The sequence below is a fragment of the Kitasatospora sp. NPDC127116 genome (assembly GCF_042677365.1).
In the GTDB taxonomy this organism is placed as follows: domain Bacteria; phylum Actinomycetota; class Actinomycetes; order Streptomycetales; family Streptomycetaceae; genus Kitasatospora; species Kitasatospora lactacystinica.
The window spans coordinates 1-18,883 of record NZ_JBHXTL010000053.1 but is presented as its reverse complement, the minus strand read 5'-3'; the positions used below and the strand labels follow the sequence as shown (position 1 = coordinate 18,883).

At 74.1% G+C, this 18,883-nt stretch carries 17 protein-coding genes; 13 read left to right on the top strand and 4 right to left on the bottom strand.

The features are described from left to right. Positions 1 to 117: 117 nt before the first annotated feature. The 7 genes from ACFVHV_RS21660 to ACFVHV_RS21630 all read left to right on the top strand — a co-directional run bounded on the left by ACFVHV_RS21660 (position 118) and on the right by ACFVHV_RS21630 (position 7,574). Positions 118 to 1,458, top strand: a complete 1,341-nt coding sequence (locus ACFVHV_RS21660) for a cytochrome P450 (RefSeq protein WP_380352764.1) — start codon at positions 118 to 120, stop codon at positions 1,456 to 1,458. A 257-nt stretch (positions 1,459 to 1,715) separates the two neighbouring features. Beyond that, on the top strand, positions 1,716 to 2,795 hold the full coding sequence (locus tag ACFVHV_RS21655; protein WP_380352763.1) for a fatty acid desaturase family protein: 1,080 nt from the start codon (positions 1,716 to 1,718) through the stop codon (positions 2,793 to 2,795). A 62-nt stretch (positions 2,796 to 2,857) separates the two neighbouring features. Continuing rightward, positions 2,858 to 4,003 (top strand): glycosyltransferase family 4 protein, encoded by a 1,146-nt coding sequence (locus ACFVHV_RS21650; protein WP_380352800.1) that lies wholly within the window; start codon positions 2,858 to 2,860, stop codon positions 4,001 to 4,003. Positions 4,004 to 4,022: 19 nt separating this feature from the next. After that, entirely contained in the window at positions 4,023 to 4,889 is an 867-nt protein-coding gene (locus ACFVHV_RS21645; RefSeq protein WP_380352761.1) for an alpha/beta fold hydrolase, read from the top strand. Positions 4,890 to 4,995: 106 nt separating this feature from the next. Further along, positions 4,996 to 6,111 carry a hypothetical protein gene (locus ACFVHV_RS21640; RefSeq protein ID WP_380352760.1) on the top strand — a complete coding sequence of 372 codons (1,116 nt, stop codon included), beginning with the start codon at positions 4,996 to 4,998 and terminating at the stop codon, positions 6,109 to 6,111. 217 nt (positions 6,112 to 6,328) lie between these two features. Beyond that, complete coding sequence (locus ACFVHV_RS21635) at positions 6,329 to 7,057, top strand: alpha/beta fold hydrolase (protein ID WP_380352759.1); 729 nt, start codon at positions 6,329 to 6,331, stop codon at positions 7,055 to 7,057. 19 nt (positions 7,058 to 7,076) lie between these two features. Further along, positions 7,077 to 7,574, top strand: a complete 498-nt coding sequence (locus ACFVHV_RS21630) for a MarR family winged helix-turn-helix transcriptional regulator (RefSeq protein WP_380352758.1) — start codon at positions 7,077 to 7,079, stop codon at positions 7,572 to 7,574. A 115-nt stretch (positions 7,575 to 7,689) separates the two neighbouring features. On the opposite strand, the gene ACFVHV_RS21625 is transcribed toward ACFVHV_RS21630, so the two are convergent. Both ACFVHV_RS21625 and ACFVHV_RS21620 read right to left on the bottom strand, forming a co-directional pair. After that, positions 7,690 to 8,439 (bottom strand): anti-sigma factor domain-containing protein, encoded by a 750-nt coding sequence (locus ACFVHV_RS21625; RefSeq protein WP_380352756.1) that lies wholly within the window; start codon positions 8,437 to 8,439, stop codon positions 7,690 to 7,692. Next, on the bottom strand, positions 8,436 to 9,020 hold the full coding sequence (locus ACFVHV_RS21620; protein WP_359910286.1) for a sigma-70 family RNA polymerase sigma factor: 585 nt from the start codon (positions 9,018 to 9,020) through the stop codon (positions 8,436 to 8,438). The genes ACFVHV_RS21625 and ACFVHV_RS21620 overlap by 4 nt, the downstream gene beginning before the upstream one ends. A 350-nt stretch (positions 9,021 to 9,370) precedes the next feature. On the opposite strand from ACFVHV_RS21620, the gene ACFVHV_RS21615 reads away from it, so the two are divergent. From ACFVHV_RS21615 to ACFVHV_RS21595, 5 genes are all read left to right on the top strand, one after another. Further along, positions 9,371 to 10,939 carry a molybdopterin-dependent oxidoreductase gene (locus ACFVHV_RS21615; protein WP_380352755.1) on the top strand — a complete coding sequence of 523 codons (1,569 nt, stop codon included), beginning with the start codon at positions 9,371 to 9,373 and terminating at the stop codon, positions 10,937 to 10,939. A gap of 125 nt (positions 10,940 to 11,064) precedes the next feature. After that, positions 11,065 to 11,724, top strand: a complete 660-nt coding sequence (locus tag ACFVHV_RS21610; RefSeq protein WP_380352753.1) for a fasciclin domain-containing protein — start codon at positions 11,065 to 11,067, stop codon at positions 11,722 to 11,724. A 195-nt stretch (positions 11,725 to 11,919) separates the two neighbouring features. Further along, entirely contained in the window at positions 11,920 to 12,996 is a 1,077-nt protein-coding gene (tsaD, locus tag ACFVHV_RS21605; RefSeq protein ID WP_380352751.1) for a tRNA (adenosine(37)-N6)-threonylcarbamoyltransferase complex transferase subunit TsaD, read from the top strand. Positions 12,997 to 13,094: 98 nt separating this feature from the next. Further along, on the top strand, positions 13,095 to 13,733 hold the full coding sequence (locus ACFVHV_RS21600) for a class I SAM-dependent methyltransferase (protein ID WP_380352749.1): 639 nt from the start codon (positions 13,095 to 13,097) through the stop codon (positions 13,731 to 13,733). Between the two features lie 185 nt (positions 13,734 to 13,918). Further along, the gene (locus ACFVHV_RS21595) at positions 13,919 to 14,560 is read left to right on the top strand and encodes a nucleotidyltransferase domain-containing protein (RefSeq protein ID WP_380352747.1); all 642 of its coding nucleotides are present in this window, start codon (positions 13,919 to 13,921) and stop codon (positions 14,558 to 14,560) included. Between the two features lie 251 nt (positions 14,561 to 14,811). On the opposite strand, the gene ACFVHV_RS21590 is transcribed toward ACFVHV_RS21595, so the two are convergent. Both ACFVHV_RS21590 and ACFVHV_RS21585 read right to left on the bottom strand, forming a co-directional pair. Then, the gene (locus tag ACFVHV_RS21590; protein ID WP_380352746.1) at positions 14,812 to 15,741 is read right to left on the bottom strand and encodes a serine hydrolase; all 930 of its coding nucleotides are present in this window, start codon (positions 15,739 to 15,741) and stop codon (positions 14,812 to 14,814) included. Between the two features lie 201 nt (positions 15,742 to 15,942). Next, the gene (locus tag ACFVHV_RS21585) at positions 15,943 to 17,508 is read right to left on the bottom strand and encodes an IPT/TIG domain-containing protein (protein WP_380352744.1); all 1,566 of its coding nucleotides are present in this window, start codon (positions 17,506 to 17,508) and stop codon (positions 15,943 to 15,945) included. Between the two features lie 459 nt (positions 17,509 to 17,967). On the opposite strand from ACFVHV_RS21585, the gene ACFVHV_RS21580 reads away from it, so the two are divergent. Then, positions 17,968 to 18,786, top strand: a complete 819-nt coding sequence (locus tag ACFVHV_RS21580) for a proline hydroxylase (RefSeq protein WP_380352743.1) — start codon at positions 17,968 to 17,970, stop codon at positions 18,784 to 18,786. The last annotated feature ends 97 nt before the right edge of the window (positions 18,787 to 18,883 follow it).

Genomic DNA, 18,883 nt, shown 5'->3' with positions numbered 1-18,883 from the left:
CAGGGCGGTCGGACCCGTCGCGCGGCCCCGCCCGGGGTGCGGGGAACCCGAACCCCGGGCCGCCGCGGCGCCGCGCCGAACCGCCCCTCCGCCCGGTTGCGGACCTATGCTGATCCGGTGTCCTCGTCCGCCCAGGATCCCGCACCCACGACGTACTCCCACGCGACTCTGCCCGGGGCGCTGCCGGTGCTCGGGCACCTGCCCGCACTGGTGCGGGATCCGACGGGGTTCCTGGGGCGGCTGTCCCGGTACGGCGACCTGGTGGAGGTCCGGCTGGGACCGAACCGGATGGTGGTGCCCTGCCACCCGGAACTGCTGCGGCAGGTCTACGCGGACGACCGGACCTTCGACAAGGACGGCGCGATCTACCGGCGCTTCCGCCGGGTCCTCGGCAACGGGCTGGCCACCTGTGCGCACGCCGATCATCGACGCCAACGGCGGCTTCTGCAAGCGGAGTTCCGGCCCGAGCGGCTGGCCGGGTACGCCGCCGTGATGACCCGCGAGGCGGCGCAGCTGGCCGCCTCCTGGCGGGACGGCGAGGTGGTCGAGGTCTTTCCCGCGTGCTACCGGTTCACCCTGCGGGTGGTGGCGCGCAGCCTGTTGGGCACCGAGGCGCCGGACGCGCTGGCCGACCGTCTGCAGCACGCCTTCGAGACCGCGTTGGCCGGCGCGTTGCGGCGGGTGCTGATGCTGCCCGCGGGCCCCGGCCACCACGCGGCGGTGCGCACCCTGCGGCGGACGGTGGCCGAGCTCGTACGCGACCGCCGGGCCGACGGTACCGGGCACACCGATCTGCTGGCCGGGCTGCTGGCGGCCCGGGACGAGGACGGCTCCACGCTCTCCGACACCGAGCTGCACGACCAGGTGGTCACGCTGCTCCTGGCCGGCTCGGAGACCACCGCCTCCCAACTCTCCTGGACACTTGGCCTGCTGACGATGCATCCGCAGGTGCTGGGCACCCTGCGAGCGGAACTCGACGCGGTGCTGCCGGGCGGCCGCCCGGCCGAGTGGGCCGACCTGCCGTTCCTGCCCCGCACGGCCCGGGTACTGACCGAGGCGCTGCGTCTCCATCCCCCCGGCTGGGTGCTGTCGCGCACCTGTACCCGCGAGACCGACCTGGGAGGGCGCACCCTGCCGCGTGGCAGCCAGGTGCTGCTCAGCTCCTACGTGGCCCACCACAACCCGTCGATCTTCGCGGAACCCGCCCGTTTCGATCCGGACCGCTGGCTGCCCGAGCGGGCCGCCGCTCTGCCGCGCTGGGCCTTCGCCGGCTTCGCCAACGGGCCGCGGCAGTGCGTCGGCGCCGACTACGCGCGCGCCGAGGCGGCGATCGCGCTGGCCACCGTGCTGGGCCGCTGGCAGCCGGTCGCGGCGCCCGGGCCGGCCGACGCCCGCCCCGTGCGGCTGGCCACGGTGCTGCGGCCGCACCGGCTGCGGCTGCGCATGCTCAGCCGGTAGTCGGCAACCAGTAGCCGGTAGCGGGTAGCCGACGGCAGCAGTCAGGGGCGGTCCTTCTCCCCCGGCAGCGTTCCGTACGGGTTCTCGACCCGTGAACAGCGGACCGTCAACCCGTGCCCGCCACCCACTCGATCAGGTTGCGTTCACCGGCGGCGCGGGACAGCGGCCGGTGGAGTAAGGAAGTCTCAGGGCTCCCCTGCCCGGGGCACGCCGCGCGGCGACGGCCGGCCGTGGCGGCCCGAGACCGGATTGGTGGCATGACCGTTCAGGACACTCCGAGTGCCGGGACCGCCCGGCGCGGCGAATTCGCCGAGCTGTACCGGCGCGTGGCCGGGGCCGGTCTGCTGCGTCGGCGCCCGCTCTACTACGCGTGCCGGAGCGTGGGGCTGTTCGCCGCGCTGGCGGGGCTTCTCGCCTGGTTCGTCGCGCTCGGCGCGAGCTGGTGGCAGCTCGGCCTCGCGCCGCTGTTCGCCCTCGTACTGGGCCAGTTGGCGCTGCTCGGCCATGACGTCGCGCACCGCGCGGTGTTCGCCGACCGCCGGACGACCGACCTGGTGGGCATCGTGCTGGGGAACCTGGTGGTCGGCATGAGCTACGGCTGGTGGGTCGACGACCACAACCGGCACCACGCCCACCCGAACCACGAGGGCCGCGACCCGGCCGCCGATGCCATCCTCTTCGCCAGAACCGCCGAACAGGCCGACCGGGCACGGGGGTTGCGACGCCTCATGGCCCGGTACCAGGCGGAGCTGTTCTTCCCGCTGCTCTCCCTCCAGGCGCTCGGCCTGCTCGTCGCCACCGGCCTGACCCTCACCCGTGGCACCGTCCGCCACCCCGTCCTGGAACGCACCCTCGCCGCACTGCACTACGTCCTCGCGGCGGCCCTGACCGTCCTCGTGCTCGCTCCGCTCCAGGCGCTCGCCTTCACCGCGCTGTTCGGGGCGCTGCTCGGCGTCTACCTGGGCTGCATCTTCGCCCCCAACCACAAGGGCATGCCGTTGACCGGCCCCGGCGCGCAGCGCACCGACTTCCTCCGGCGGCAGGTGCTGCCCTCCCGCAATCTGCGGGCCGGCCGGTTCGTCCACTTCCTCTTCGGCGGGCTCGGCCACCAGATCGAGCACCACCTCTTCCCGGCCATGCCGGTGCCGGCGCTGCGCCCGGCCTCGCGCATCGTGCGCGCGTACTGCGCGGAGATCGGCGTGCCGTACGCCGAGGCGGGACTGACCGCCTGCTTCCGGGAGATCCTCCGGGACCTGCGCGCGGTCGGCCGGTCCGTCCCGGCCCGCCCCGAGGCCGTGGCGGCGGAGACCGCACCGGCCGCGGAGGCCGCCCGGTGAGCGGGGTCCTGCCCGGGCGGGCGGCGCCCGCCACGGACGGCCCGGCCGACGACGACGGGCCGCTGCGGGTGGTGATCGTCGCCGAGTCCTTCGCCCCGCAGCTCAACGGCGTGGCCCACAGCGTGCTCCGCACCGCCGAGCACCTCCTCGCCCGGGGGCACGTCCCGCTGGTGGTGGCACCGGCGGCGCAGCGGCGCGAGAACGAGGACTGCGGGGCGGCGTACGGCTACCGGGTGGTCCGCGTCCCGTCGGTCCCGCTGCCCGGCTACCCCGAGGTGCGGATCGCCCTCCCCGGGCGCCGGGTGGCCGACGCCGTCGAACGGCACCGCCCGCACGTGGTCCACTTGGCGAGCCCGTTCGCGCTCGGGGCCGCCGGCGCGGCGGCGGCCGGGCGCGCGGGCGTCCCCGCCGTCGCCGTCTACCAGACCGACCTCGCCGCCTACGCCCGGACCTACCTGCCCTTCGCGGGCGCGGCCGGAGCCCGGCTGGCCTGGCGCCGGCTGCGGCACATCCACACGGCGGCCGCGCGGACGCTGGCGCCGTCCAGGGCCTCGTTCGACGTCCTGACGGCCCACGGGATCCCCCGGGTCCACCTGTGGCCGCGCGGCGTCGACTGCGTGCGCTTCCATCCCGGCCACCGGGACGAGACCCTGCGCCGCCACCTCGGCCGGCCCGGTGAGGTGCTGGTCGGCTACGTCGGGCGGCTGGCACCGGAGAAGCAGGTCGAGCGGCTGGCCGAGACGTCCCGGCTCCCGGGCGTACGGCTGGTGGTGGTCGGCGACGGCCCGTGCCGCGCCCGGCTGGGTGCGGCACTGCCCGACGCGCTCTTCCTGGGCCGCCGCACCGGGCACGAACTCGCCCGGCTCTACGCCTCGTTCGACGTGTTCGCCCACCCCGGGCCGTTCGAGACCTTCGGCCAGACCCTCCAGGAGGCGATGGCCAGCGGCCTGCCCGTCGTCGCCCCGGCGGCCGGCGGACCGCTCGACCTGGTGCTCCCAGGGCGCACCGGCTTCCTCGTGCCGCCCGGCGCTGGCGGGGGCTTCCGGGAGGCGGTGGAGCGGCTCGCCCGCGACGCGGAACTGCGCCGAACGCTCGGCCGGGCCGGCCGGGCCTCGGTGGCGGAACGCAGCTGGGAGGCGGTCGGCGACCGGCTCCTCGACCACTACCGGCTCGCGGTGGCGGAGTCCTCCGCGGCACGGCGCGCGTGAGAGCGGGGAGCGAACCGTCATGAGCCGACCGCTCGCCGCCGAGTACGCACCCGGCGCCCGCCCGGACGCCGAGACCGCCGTTTTCCTGCACGGGCTGGGCGGCTGGACCCACAACTGGGCCGCCCTGATCGAGCGCCTCCGGCCGTCGGTGCACTGCCTGGCCCTCGACCTCCCGGGCTTCGGCCGCTCCGCTCCCCCGCCCGACGGCCTCGTCACCGTCCGGCGCCAGGCCGCGGCCGTCGCCCGCCACCTCGACCGCACCGGGCACCGCCGCGTCCACCTGGTCGGCAACTCCCTCGGCGGCCTGACCGCCCTCCACCTCGCCGCCCACCGCCCGGAGCTGGTCTCCACCCTGACCCTGGTCTCGCCGGTCCTGCCCGCCCTCCCGCCGCCCCAGGCCCTGCGGGTCTCCCTGCTGGGCTTGCCGGGCGCTCACCGCCTGTACGCCCGGCTGCTGTCCGCCCGGAGCCCCGACCGGCAGCTCGACGACCTCTACGGCCTGATCTACGCCGACCCGTCCCGCGTCGACGCCGAACAGCGGGCGACGGAGGCGCGCGAACGCCTGCGCCGCGCCGAACTCCCTTACGCCCAGCAGATGTTGGCGCAGGGCGTGCGCGCCGTCGTCCGATCCCACCTGCGCCCCGCCGGCGAGGCCTCGGCCTGGCACCAGGCCCACCGGGTCACCGCCCCCACCCTGCTCGTCTACGGCCGCGAGGACCGCCTCGTCCCCTTCCGTTCGGCGGCCCGGGCCTACGCCGCCTTCCGCGACGCCCGGCTCCTCACCCTGCCCGGCGTCGGCCACGTCGCCATGCAGGAACACCCCGGCGCGGTGGCCACGGCCTTCCGCGCCCTGCTCGCGGAGCCCCGTCGCACGCCCGGTGGGTGAACCGCCCGCCCCGGCCCCGCATCCTGAAGCCGCACCCCGTACGCGTACGTCCCGTAGCCTTTGCCTTCCATCGCGGGGACCCGCGGTGTCCGAAGGGGAGGGTCACATGAACTCACTTTTGTCGAAGGCTCGTTGGTTAGGTTCTCTGGCGGCGGGCGCGGCACTGCTGCTCGCCGGGTCCGGCTCCGCCGGCGCCGTCACCGGCACGTCCGGCGAGCCGGTCCCGGGGGTCCCGCGGACCGTCGAGCTGGACTCGTCACCCGCCTCGGTGGCGGTCGGCCCGGACGGGCGCAAGGCGTACGTCGCGGTGAAGGACAGCATCAACGGCGCCAAGGTGAAGGTGGTCGACACCCAGAGCGGGGCGATCACCGCGGTGATCACGCTGTCCACCGGGCTCGGGGCCGGTCCGGGACCGCTGGCCGTCAGCCCCGACGGCTCGCGCGTCTACGTGCTGTTCTCGACCGCCCGCAAGGCACCGCTGTCCAGCCTGGGCGCCATCGACACGGCCACCGACACCGTGGCCTCCAGCACGGAGGCACCGGACCAGCCGCGCCCCGACGGGACCCTCCCCGGGGCGCTCACCTCGCTGGCGGTCAGCGCGGACGGCGCCAGGGTCTACGTCGGCCAGGACGGACCGGCCCGCTACCACCGCCCGGCCGAGCCGAGCGCCCGGGTCCTGTCCTTCTCCCCGCAGCAGCAGGGCTTCACCGCCGCCGTGCCGGTCCCCGGCCGCTACCTGGGCTCGATCGTCACGCCTCCGGCCGGTGACGCCGCCTACGCCGCCACCGACGAGAACCTGGTCCGCCTGGACACCGGCACCGGGACCCCGACCGTCGCCGGTGCCATCGCCGCCCCGATCGGCTCCGTCCCGAGCCTGGCCCTCTCCCCGGACGGCACCCGGCTCTACGGCGTGGGGAACGACGGCACCGGCTACGCCGTCGACCTCGCCACCGACGCCCTCTCCACCCTGGACATCTCCCCGGGCCAGTGGCTGCAGAACCCGTCGGTGGGCGCGGACGGCACCCGGCTGTACATGGTCCAGCAGGACCTCACCAGCAGCGACGGCAAGGCCTCGGTCCTCGCCCTGGACACCGCGACCAACACCCTCGTCCCGACCGAGGGCATCACCGGCCTCAACTGGGTGACCGGCCTGGCCCTCGGGCCCGACGCCCACACCTTCTACCTCACCGTCAACTCCGGCCTGCAGATCGTCGGTTACTGAACGAACCCGCCCACCACGCCCAGCACCACCCCGCAGCGACGGCGGGGCGGAGGTCCGGACACCCGGCCCCGCCCCGCCGTCGCCTTTGCGCGGAGTGGTCCGAGGGCGACACGAGCCGCCGGGCACCACTCGGCGCAGCCGGGCGTCGCACAGCCGGCCGTCGGCGCCTCGCCCGCCAACATGTGACGCGACACATGTGTCGTGTAATATGTTCTCCATGAACACTGCAGCGAAGAATCCGACCCTCGTCTTCATCCCCTGCTTCTCCGGCGCCCCGTGGAGCGCCGAACAGCTCGCCCCCTACGGCGAGGCGCCCAAGCGCACGCTGCGCCTGCCCGAGGGCGTCGACAGCATCGAGCGCTACGCCGACCACGTCGAGAACGCGATCGCCGACCTCGACGACTACGTGCTGGTCGGCGACTCGTTCGGCGCGAACATCGCGCTCGCCCTCGCCACCCGCCGCCCGCGGGGCCTGCGCGCCCTGGTCGTGTCCGGCGGATTCGCGGCCAACCCGATCGACTCGAAGCCCATGAAGGCACTGGCCCAGGCGATGGGCAAGGCGCCCGGCCCGCTCTACCGGCAGCTGACGCTGCGGTTCCACGCCCACCGCCTCGCCTCCCCGTTCGACGGCGAGGGCCAGGTGCCCTGGAGCGAGGCGCGCAGTCGCGAACTTTTCCTCGCCAACACCCCGGCCGCCTCCTTCGGTGCGCGCGTGTCGGCGGTCTTCACGGCCGACTACGTCGACGTGCTCGACCGGATCCAGGTCCCGACCCTGCTCCTGACCCCCTCGCACGACGTGCTGATCGGCGAGAACGCCTCGAAGGTCATGCTCGCGGGCATCCCCGACGCCCGGGAGGTCGTGCTGGCGCGCACCGGCCACATGTTCCGCTTCTCGCACCCGGTAACCTACGCCGCCGCGGTCGAGAACTTCCTCGCCGCCCCGTAGACCACCCGGAAGGACATCGATGCGCAAGGCCGAGCACCTGCGGTTCGCGATCCTGGCAGCCCAGCGCGAAGGCAACCGGCTGCTGATCCAGGCCCTCAAACCCCACGGCATCACCCCCTCGCAGGCCGAGGTGCTGCGCCTGCTCCAGCAGCACGGCACCCTGAGCCTCAACGGGCTCGGTCAGCTCCTGGTCTGCGAGAGCGGCACCAACCCGAGCCGGCTGGTCGAACGCGTCGTCGCGGCCGGACTGGTCGAGCGCCGCACCGACGCCGAGGACCGCCGCTACCTCCAGCTCAGCCTCACCCCCGAGGGCGAGCGCCTGGCCACCGCGGTCGCCGGGATCGAGGAGTTCCTCTACGCCTCGATGGACGCCGCCTGCGAGGGCCTGGACACCGACGCGATGCTCGCCTTCCTGCACAGCTTCATCGACCCCCTCCCCTCGGGCGAGGCCCTCAACAAACGCCTCGGGCTCGACCAGGGAGCACACGGAACCGTGGGCGACAGGCCCTCCGGGTGAGGCCCTGCCGCCGGCGACGGATCGGGTGCGGGTCGGCGCCCCACCAATGATGTAGCGCCGACCCGGCGAGGCACCCGGACCGGACGGCCCGGAGCCCGCGAGCCCGAACGCCTTCTCAGGTGAGCGAGAGGAGCACGACCGGTACCCCACTGGGGTGCGTCGAACCCCCGGCGGGCTCCACGGTGACGCCGATACCCGTCGCCCCGCCCAGTGGCCCGGACAGCACCAGCCCGCCGTCCCCACGGGACAGCAGCCCGGCCGATCGCATCGTCCCGGAGTCGTCGAACCACAGTTGGTACGTGGTGCCCTCGGCCGGGGTGGGCATGCCGGAAGCGAGGAAGGCGGCCTGACCGCGCTCGTGCGACCACACCACCGTCCCCACGCCGGTTCCGCCCGCCGCGGTTCCGGTGGCCGTGCGGGCGTCGGGCGCCGTCAGCAGACCCGTCAGCCGGTCCGCCCGCTGCTGGAGCGCGGCCGCCCGGGCGCGCGTGTCGCCGGCCTGCCGGTGCTGCTGGACGGCGAGGCCACCGGAGCCGACCGCGACGGCCAGGCAGGTGGCCAGCGCGAACTTCGTCCACCCGCCCGCCCGCCGGCCGGACCGGGAGCCCGCACCGGGCAGAGCGGCGGTCCGGGGCGCCTCCTGCCGCACGCCGGGCAGCGCGGCCATCACCCGGGCCTTGAGGGCCTCGGGTGGCACGACGGCCCGCGCGGCCCCGAGCCTGGCCAGGGTCGCGGCGAACTCGGCCACCTCCTGGGCGCAGGCCGGACAGTCGGCCAAGTGGCCTTCGAACTCCGCGCTTTCGGCGGGGGAGAGGGCGTGGACGGCGTAGGCGCCGGTCAGGGTGTGCAGGTCGGCGGCGGTCATGCTCCCACCCCCAGGCAGTCGCGCAGACGGATCAGCCCGTCACGCACGCGGGTCTTGATCGTGCCCAGCGGTGCGCCGACGACCTCGGCGACCTGGGGGTACGTGTAACCGCGGTAGTACGCCAGTGTCAACGATTCCCGCTGCAGTTCGGTGAGCGTCCTCATGCAGCGCCTGACCTGCTCGCGCTCCAGTCTGCCCTCGACCTGTTCGGCGACTTCGTCGAACACCGGGGTGTGGGAGGCTGCCGCGACGCGCTGATCGCGGTCGGCGGCGGCCTGCGCCGAGCGGACCCGGTCCACCGCGCGCCGGTGCGCGATGGTCAGCACCCACGGCATCACCTCACCGCGCTCGGCCCGGTAGCGGGCAGCGGTGCGCCACACCTCCAGCAGCACCTCCTGGGCGACCTCCTCGGACTGCGCGGGATCGCGCAGAACCCTGCGCACCAGCCCCAGCACCGGACCGGCCACCACGTCGTACAGCCGGGAGAACGCGTCCTGATCCCCGCGCGCGACGCGGGCGAGCAGTTCCGTCAGGTCCGGTACCGGCCGTCCGGGACCGGACAGGTGGACGACGGCGCTCATCCGTCCGTTCCTTCGCACTGGGCGGGCGTCGAGCCCGATCGGCGGACGGCAGACATCGAGGGCCTCCTCATGGTCCCGGCGGGACAGCGGTGCGGTCCCGGCCGGGCGGACAGTGCGGAACTCACATCCGCCCTTCGGAGCGGGCCCGCGCCCGGATTGGCCGAACCGCCTGCCGGTCCGTGCGTGCTGCGCCCACCGTCAATGCCGGATGCCGCCCGACCCGTTCGGGTGAGTCCGGCGCGGCGACCCATCCGCGGCCCCGGGCGCCTCGAACCCTCGGCGTGAGCAAGAATCCATCCGACGCTTCCGCGCCCCTCCGCGCCCGTCCCGACCGCCTCCGTCGCGTCGGCGTGGCAGCGGCGACCGGGCTGGCGGCCGCCTCGGCCGCACTCGGTGCGGGAGACCTGGCCACCGCCTTCACCGGGCCCGACACCGCGCCGGTCATCGCGGTGGGCTCCGCGGCCGTCGACCTGTCGCCGACCCCGCTCAAGGAATACGCCGTCCGCACCTTCGGCGCGTACGACAAGACGGTGCTGCTCGGCGGAATCCACCTGACGGCGGCCCTGCTCGCCGCCGGTGCCGGATGGCTGTCGGCTGGCCGCCCGAGGACCGGAGCGGGCGTCTTCGCGGCCTTCGGCGTGCTGGGTGCCTGGGCCGCGCTCTCCCGGCCGGGAGCGGGCGCGGCGGACGTCGTACCGGCCCTCGTGGCGGGCCTCGTCGGCGCGGCCACCGTCCTCGCCCTCTCACGCATGACGGGGTCGGCCCCGCAGCCGGTGAACACGGTCCCCACGATCGGACACCCCACCGGCGGGAGCGCCGGCCAGGAGCGGCGCACCGGGCCCGCGGGCACCACCCGCCGGGCCGTTCTCGCCGTCACCGGCGGGACGATAGCCGTCGGCGCGGTCGCGGTCACGGGAGGCAGGATCCTGACCGACCGCCTCTTCGACGTCGGCGCCGTCCGCGCGTCCGTCCGCATCCCGCCCGCCGTGGAACCGCTGCCGCCCCTGCCGTCCCCGGTCCGTCCGAAGGTCGCGGGCCTGCCCCCGTTCGTCACCTCGAACACGGACTTCTACCGGGTGGACACCGCGCTCGCACTCCCCCGTATCGACCCGCGGCGCTGGGCGCTGCGCATCCGGGGCCTGGTCGACCACCCGCTGTTGCTGACCTTCGACGACCTGCTGCACGAACCCCTGGAGGAGATGGACCACACGCTGTCCTGCGTCTCCAACGAGGTGGGCGGCCCCTACGTCGGCACCACCCGCTGGCTCGGCGCTTCCCTCCCCGCCCTGCTGCGCCGTGCCGGCGTGCACCGCGGCGCGGACCAGCTGGTCGGCCGCTCACAGGACGGCATGACCATCGGAACGCCGCTGGAATCGGTGCTCGACGGACGGCGCGCACTGCTGGCGGTCGCGATGAACGGCGAGGCCCTGCCCGTCGCCCACGGCTTCCCCTGCCGCAGCGTCGTCCCCGGCTTCTACGGCTACGCCTCCGCCACCAAGTGGCTCGTCGACCTGGACGTCACCACCTTCGCCGCATTCGATCCGTACTGGGTGCGCCGGGGCTGGGACCGCACCGGTGCGGTGCGCACCGCCTCGCGCATCGACGTCCCGGCCCCGTTCGCCCGCGTACCCGCCGGGGACGTCACGGTCGCCGGCACCGCGTGGGCGACCCACTGCGGCATCGCCGCGGTCGAAGTCCGGATCGACGGCGGCACCTGGCAGCAGGCGATGCTCGCCGCCGACGCCGGACCGGACCTGTGGCGGCAGTGGACCCACACCTGGCCCGGGGCCGCGCCCGGTACCCACCGGATCGAGGTCCGGGCGACCGATGCGACCGGCGCCGTCCAGACCGGGGACCGGGCCGCCCCCTACCCGTCCGGCGCCACCGGCTGGCACAGCACCGTCGTCACCGTCACCTGAGAGCCCCGGCCGACCCGCCCGGCCTCCACCAGACCACCTTCACGACCACCTTCACGTACCCGGCGCCGTCCGGGGCGGTCCGCCCGAGGGGCCGACCGCTGCACCCTCACAAGGAGATCACTGCGATGAACGCCACCACCCGCCGCCGCGACACCGTCACCGCCGTCCTCGCCGCGACCGCGCTCGCCTTCGGCCTCGGGGCCTGCGGCAGCGGCTCCGGATCGCCCTCCGCCTCCGTCTCCCCGTCGAAGGCCCCCGCCGCCGCGCCGGCGGCCGGTACCACCGCGTCGGCGGCCGGTGCCGCCATGGGCGACCGGCCGTTCGGCACCGCCTGTGCGGCCGTGCCCAAGGACGGTGCGGGCTCCTTCACCGGCATGGCCAAGGACCCGGTCGCCACCGCCGCCTCCAACAACCCGCTGCTGTCCACCCTGGTGACCGCCGTCAAGCAGGCGGGCCTCGTCGACACCCTCAACTCCGCGCAGAACATCACCGTCTTCGCGCCCACCAACGAGGCCTTCGACAAGATTCCCAAGGCCACCCTGGACGCCGCCCTCGCCGACAAGGACACGCTGACCAAGATCCTCACCCACCACGTCGTCCCCCAGCGCCTCGCCCCCACCGCCCTCGCCGGGGGCCACAAGACCCTGGAGACCCACGACCTCACGGTCACCGGCGCCGCACCCGACTTCACCGTCGACGGCGACGCCAAGGTCCTGTGCGGAAACGTCCAGACCGCCAACGCCACCGTCTACATCGTCGACACGGTCCTGATGCCCGCCTCCTGACCTACCGTTCGCGTCCCGCCGGCGGACCGCCCGATCGCGGGCCGCCGGCGGGCCCGGTGGACCCGATGGACCCGATGGACCCGATGGACTCCCCGCGGGACGGACCAGGGAAACCGGACCTGCCGGACCAGCACTCCCGGCCTTATTGCACAATGGTCGCAATTGCACATCGATCAGCAATAAGGGGTGCGCGTGATGCCGGACTCGCCGGTGGTGCTGGGGATCGAGTCCTCGTGCGACGAGACCGGCGCCGGTCTCGTCCGCGACGGGGTCCTGCTCGGACAGGCGGTCGCGTCGAGCATGGACGAGCACGCCCGCTACGGCGGGGTCGTACCGGAGATCGCCGCCCGCGCCCACGTCCACGCGATGGCCCCCGTGGTCCGCGAGGCCCTCGACCGGGCCGGACTCACCCTCGCCGACGTCGACGCGGTCGCCGTCACCGCCGGACCCGGCCTGTCCGGCCCGCTCCAGGTCGGAGTCGCGGCGGCCAAGAGCTACGCCTTCTCGCTCGGCGTCCCCCTCTACGGCGTCCACCACCTCGCCGGACACGTCGCCGCCGCCGCGCTGGACGGCGAACCCCTGCCGAACCCGTGCGTCGTGCTGATCGTCTCCGGCGGGCACACCTCCCTGCTGCTGGTGCGCGACCTCGCCCGCGACCCGATCGTCCACCTCGGCGACACCCTCGACGACGCCGCCGGCGAGTGCTTCGACAAGGTCGCCCGGATCCTCGGCCTGCCCTACCCCGGCGGGCCCGCCATCGACCGCGCCGCCCGCGACGGCGACCCGAACGCGGTACGCCTCCCCCGCCCGCTCAGCGGGCCCAACGACCCCCCGTACGCGTTCTCCTTCTCCGGCCTCAAGACCGCCGCCGCCCGCTGGGTCGAGGCCCGACGGGCGGCCGGCGCCGAACCGCACGTCCCGGACGCGGCCGCGGCGCTCCAGGAGGCCATCGCGGACACCCTCACCCGCAAGGCCGTCCGGGCCTGCACCGACCACGGGATCGACACCCTCGTCGTGGTCGGCGGGGTCGCCGCCAACTCCCGCATCCGCGCCCTGACCGAACAGCGGTGCGCCGCGGCCGGGATCACCCTGAGGGTGCCGCCGCTGCGCCTGTGCACCGACAACGGCGCGATGATCGCGGCCATCGGCGACCTCCTGGTCCGCTCGGGCGCGGCCCCCTCCCCGATGAACCTCTCGATCGACCCGTCCGCCCCCTTGGAGTACGCGGCGCTCGCCCCGCTCGCCCCGCTCGCCCCGGTCCGGGCCGCGTGACGGCCGTCCCGGCGCGGCGGCCGCACCGCGCCAGGGCCCATGGGTGGGCGTTCAGTGGCCATGACCGGTGCCGGCGGTCTCGCCTTAGGATGCGGGACATGGACAGGACCACGCTGCCGCACGGAGAGCTCATACCGATGACGACGAGGCGAACCCGCTGGCAGGAGGCGGGACAGAGCGGGAACTTCGGCAAGCGGTTCGCCGAGCTCATCTCCGCGGGCGAGGACGTCGACGGTGAGGCCCGGCTCGCCGACACGCTCCTGCCGCGCGGTGCCCGAGTGCTCGACGCCGGCGCCGGTATGGGGCGGGTGGCCGCCGCGCTCCTGCAGCGGGGGCACGACGTGGTCGCGATCGAGCCCGACGAGGCCCTGGTCCGGCAGGCTCGGGAGACCTACCCCGGGCTGCCGATCGAGGAACGCGACATCCTCGACCTCGGCCCCGACGACGGCCCGTTCGACCTGGTCGTCTGCGTGGGCAACGTCATCGTCTACCTGGCCGAGGGCACGGAACGCAGGGCACTGGTCGCGATGCGCGACGTGCTCGGCGAGAACGGCCGGATCCTGGTCGGCTTCCACCTGCAGGACCCGCCGCCGCACGCCCGGACCTACACGGTGGCGGAGTTCGAAGCGGACCTGACCGCCGCCGGACTGCGCGTCGACCTTCGGGCAGGCACCTATCAGCTGCACCCCGCGAACGACGCCTACGGCGTCTGGATCCTGAGCCGCGCCCAGAGTTGACCCCGCCTCCAGAGCCGGCGCTCTGTCGACGAACACCCTTCCGTGGAGCGGCGCGGCGCGGGGAGTTTTCGGAGCGCCGGCCCCTGGGCCCAGCGGCCCGCGTGAGCGACGTACGGCCCCAGGACCCGCCGGCCTCCTTCGTCGAGCCCGGCCGGGGCCTTCGAGCCCGCTGATAGGTTCCTGAGGTGAGCGAGCAACTGCCCGGCGGCGGCATCGAGCTGTCACCCGACGAGATCGAAGCCCTCGACGCCAGATGGTCGTCCTGCTGGACCCCGAGCGAGGTCGCGCACCGGTTGGCCGGGATCGGCACACCCTGGTACGTGGCCGCGGGCTGGGCGCTGGACCTGTTCCGCGGCAGGCGGACGCGCGCTCATGGAGACATCGAGATCGCGATTCCGGCCGCGGGCTTCCCCGAGATCCGCTCCCGTTTCCCCCGGTGTGTCTTCGACGCGGCAGGCAGCGGCCGGATCTGGGAGGACGCCGCACCGGAGGTGCTGGCCGCCGTGCACCAGACCTGGCTCCGCGACCCGGTCACCGGAAACTACCTGCTCGACGTGTTCCGCGAACCGCACGACGGCGACACCTGGATCTGCCGACGCGACGAGACGATCCGGCTTCCCTACCGCGACATCATCCTCCGCACCCGGGACGGCATCCCGTATCTGGCACCCGAACTGGTCCTGCTGTTCAAGGCCAAACACGTCCGCCGAAAGGATCAATCGGACTTCGACGCGACCGTCCCGCACATGACCCCGGCTCAGCGCGGGACCCTGACCGAGCTGCTCGCCCGCGTACACCCCGGGCATCCCTGGATCGCGGCCCTGTAGCCGACCCGCTACCGGTGGGCTCGCGTTCAACTGTCGCCGCACCGGTCGGCGGAGGATTGGACCCCGCCAACTGATCGCCCGCTGCCTGCTGCCCGGCGTCGGTGCCCCGCCCCCGTACGCCGTCCCCGGCTTCGACGCCGTCGGCGACGGACGGAACGGGCTCGACAGCCACGGCCACGGCGTCCGCGCGACCCGGTGCCGGGATCTGGACGCCGGGGAGCAGGCATCGGCGGGGCCTACCGCTCAGTTGGTCAACTCCCCTTCAGTGAACCGGCAGCCGCCTGCGCCACCGACTGCACCAGGGAGATGCCGGCCTCCTCGCTCCCGTTGCCGTCCGAGAGCACCGCGATCAGCAGTTCGTGTCCGTCGCACTCGACCATCCCGATGCTGTTGATCACCCACAGTTCGTCCGCATCCCGCGACAGCCAGCCGTTCTTCACCGCGTACGCGCCGCCGGTGGCCGCCACACTCACACCCCAGCGCTGGTCGCTCTCGACCTGGCCGAGCAGCCGCCGGATGTAGTCGCGCGAGGCGGACGAGAGGATCGAGTCGCCGGTGAAGACCTGGCGCAGCAGCCGCGTCTGGTCGGTGGCGGTGGTGGAGGTGAGGCCCCAGTAGCCGTCCGTGCCGGCCACGGTGGAGGTCAGCCCGAACCGTTCGTCGGCGGCGTCCAGACCGGCCTCCTGGCCTATCGCGTTCCACAGGGCCGTGGCCGAGTCGTTGTCGCTGTTCTCGATCATCGCGGCGGCGAGGCTCTGCTGCGCGTCGCTCAGCCCGGTGCCCCGGTCCTGGGCCTGGAGCAGCAGCGTGGCCAGGATGTCGACCTTGACGATGCTGGCGGTGGCGAAGGCGTGCCCGGACGCGCCGTAGGCGAGCGACTGCCCGGTGGCCAGGTCGGTGACCGAGACCGACACCGCGCCGTCGGCCTGCGCGGCGGCGCTGCGCAGAGCCGCGTCGGCGACCGGGGCGGGAGGGACGGTTTGACCGGCCCCGGTGCTCGCCGAGGGGGTCACGGGCGCCGAAGAGGTCGCCTGAGTTGAGGGGGTCACCGGCGCCGAGGAGGTCACCGAGCCGGACGGAGCCGAGTCGGCCTGGACGGACATGGGCGGCCCGCCGTCCGTTCCGCCCGAATGTCCCTGCAGCACCGCGAAGACGAGCCCGGCGGCTGCGAGGACGCTCACGGGTGCCAGCACCCTTGTCGGGGGGACGCTTCGCTTCGACATGCCGGATGACGCTAGAGCGCGCCGCTTTGAACAGCCTGAGGACAGGATGGACGTTTACTGACAGCTGATCCTCGCGTGCCGTCGGCCGGGTTCACCGGGTACGACGCGTCTCTCCGTGATCCGCCCGCGCCGCACCGGGTTCCGGTACCGGCCCTCAACTCAGCGGCCCGTGTAGGTGAACTCGTCGGCCCGGCCGGTGGCGGAGGCGATGTCACCGACCGTCACGGTGATGTCCACCGTCTGCTTGTCGTCGATCTGCGCCGGCGCGGTGGCGGTGAGCTGGGTGTCCGAGACCCAGGTGACCGACTTCGACGCCTGGTCCTTGAAGTTCACCCCGGCGTTCCTGGGGAAGCCCGAGCCGGTGATGGTGACCGTGGTCGTCTTCGCCGGCCCGCTGACCGGGTCGACCGCGGTGACAGCCAGTGGTGCCGGCCCGTCATAGGCGAACTGCCCCAGCGGCACGGCGGGCGACGTGCCGCGGACATTGGTGACCCGGACGTCCACGATGCCGACGCCGGGCGGCACCGTGGCGCTGATCCGGTTGCCGCCCGGGCTGATGACCAGGTCGGGGCACGGCACGGGACCGAAGTCGAGGACGCTGCCCGGGTCGAAGCCGTTGCCCTCGACGACGACCGTGGACCCGCCGGCCCCGAAGGTGGGACTGACGCCGGTCACCGTCGGCCCGGAAGGAGAGAGCTTGGAGGTCCCGAGCAGGCCGAGGTAGGTGTTGTTGGCGTGTTGGAACGCGACCTGCCCCATGAAGTCCGCCAGGGTGCTGTTGATCAGTGCCGGGTCGTGCGTCGAGTAGTCCCCGTCCGTCGGCAGCTGCTGCCGCACACCGGGCTGCACGTAGACGTTGCCCTTGCGGAGCCCGTTGAGCACGTCGAACAGGTGGTGCACGGTGCTGTTGCCCGCCGGGCCGGGTGCCGTGTACCACTTGTCCTGCTTCACCTCCTTCAGGCTGCTCCAGGCCAGCGGTACGGCGTCCCAGGCGTTGACGTGGTGGTTGTTGCTGAGCCATGGCAGCCCGTTGAGGTAGGTCGCGAAGCTCTGCAGCCCGGCGGTGGGGGCCGCGAAGGTCTCCAGCGCGAACTGCGGGACGTTCGTCCAGCTCCGCGCCTGCGTGTACAGGTAGGGGGCGAGCATGGTGGCGACGCAGCCGCCCAGGCTGTGGCCGGTCACGTAGACCGTCGGCCGCGGTGTCGTGGGCGCCGCCTGGACCAGGCCGGCCAGCGCCTTCGCCAGCGTGGTGCCCTGCTGGGCAAACGCGTCCTCCGGCACCGGCACACCCAGCACGTCCCCGGGCGGCGGCGGGATCGAGACCATGGTGGCGACCTGGGTGAACGCCGTCATGGCTCCCTTGGAGACGGCGACCGGCGTCGGCGAGCCGCTCGCGGTGAACGGGACCACGGTGCCGACGTCGAGGTCCTCCAGGATGTCGGTGATGTTGCCGATCGTGCCGCGCGCGACCACGGCGAAGAGGTTGGAGCCGTCGATGCTCCTGGCGATGTACGCCATGTTGGCGTCGTCCGGGCTCAGCGCGATCCAGGCCAGCTGCCAACTGGCCCTGGTCGCCAGCCAGATGGCGGCCAGCTGCTGCGAGATGCCGGCGGCCGCGCGCCACGTCTGCTGGTCCCTGGTCTCTCCCGACGGTCGAGGGGTCGCCGCGGTGGCCGCGAGCGCGGACAGCGTCATACAGACCTGGGACGGGGTCGGCGTGGCCATGATCACTCCTGGGGTGCTCACCGAATGGAAGACGGACCACCGTCGACCGTAGGCACCCCGCTTTCCGATCCGCGTGCCCGACGGATCGGACACCCGGGCGGGCGGCCGGATTCAGGCATGCGGCCCAACGCCGGGCCCATCGTGCAAGCGCAGAGGCCCCGCCCCCGCCGCCGCCGTCCTTGATCCCCGAGCCGCCCTCCCGGCCCCGGCCCCGGCCCCAAGCCACGGACCGCGCGCCGACGCCGCCGGTGGCACCGGCCGGCCGCTTGAGCGCCCTCGCGCTGTCACCCGGCCGGACGAGCACGCTCGCCCATGACCTGCGGCGAAGGGATAGTGACCTTGTCCGGCGGGCCGAGCGGGCGCGTGGCACCAGGCGACGAAGGCCTTGGGAACCCGCGGCCCGAAGCCGCCCGCGGCCGCCCTTCCGTCCGGCCTCTCACCGAGGGGAACACGGCTGCCATGACACCGACCCGGCAGGACGACGAGGACGACGACGAGGCGATGTTCGGAGCGGAGACGGTCCGGGACGGGGAGCTGCGGGAGGCTCTGCAGCGGCTGGCCGCCGGCACCTGCGCGATCGTCCGGGTGCCCGACCTGCTCCGGGGCGACCGGGGCGACCTGAGCGACCTCGTCGCCCGCATCGAGCAGGCCGACTTCGAGCCCTACGACGAGGAGCGGCTCGACCCGCCGATCCTGAAGTTCGGCCCCGCGGTGTACGACTACTACGGGCAGGGCCGGGTCCGGGACGCCTACTGGGAGAAGGCGGAGCAGACCCGGAAGGCCGCCCGCGACCTCTACGGCGACACCGACCCGACGGTGACCCTCATGCGGCGGCTGGGCACCGAACTCGGCATTCCGGTGCGCCCCGCGACCATCGGGGGCCGCCCGCTGCACGCGGGCATCCTCCGCGAGTTCCCCACCGGCTCGAAGATCCACTACGACGAGGTGGTGCGGGAGTTCCCCGGCCGCCTCGACGACCAGCCCCTCGTGCAACTCGCCTTCAACCTGCACCTCACCGTCGCCGGGCACGGCGGCGCGCTGACCGTCTGGCGGCACCGCTGGATCCCCGCCGACGACACCCGCAGGGACGGCTACGGCTGGGCCCCCGAGGTCGTCGCCGACGCGCCGTCGGCCACGGTGCGGGCCGAGCCCGGCGAAGGCGTCTTCTTCGACTGCCGCAACTTCCACCAGGTGCGGGACTTCGAGGGCGGCCGCCGGATCACCCTCTCCCTCTTCCTGGGATTCACCCTGAACGGCGAACTGATCGTCTGGTCCTGACCGCCGCCCCGGCCCCGGTGAGCCCCCTCGCCGACGTGTTGCCGGCGGAACCGGCCGGCGGGCGGAACCGGCCGGCGCCCCCGCCCCCGGGACGTAC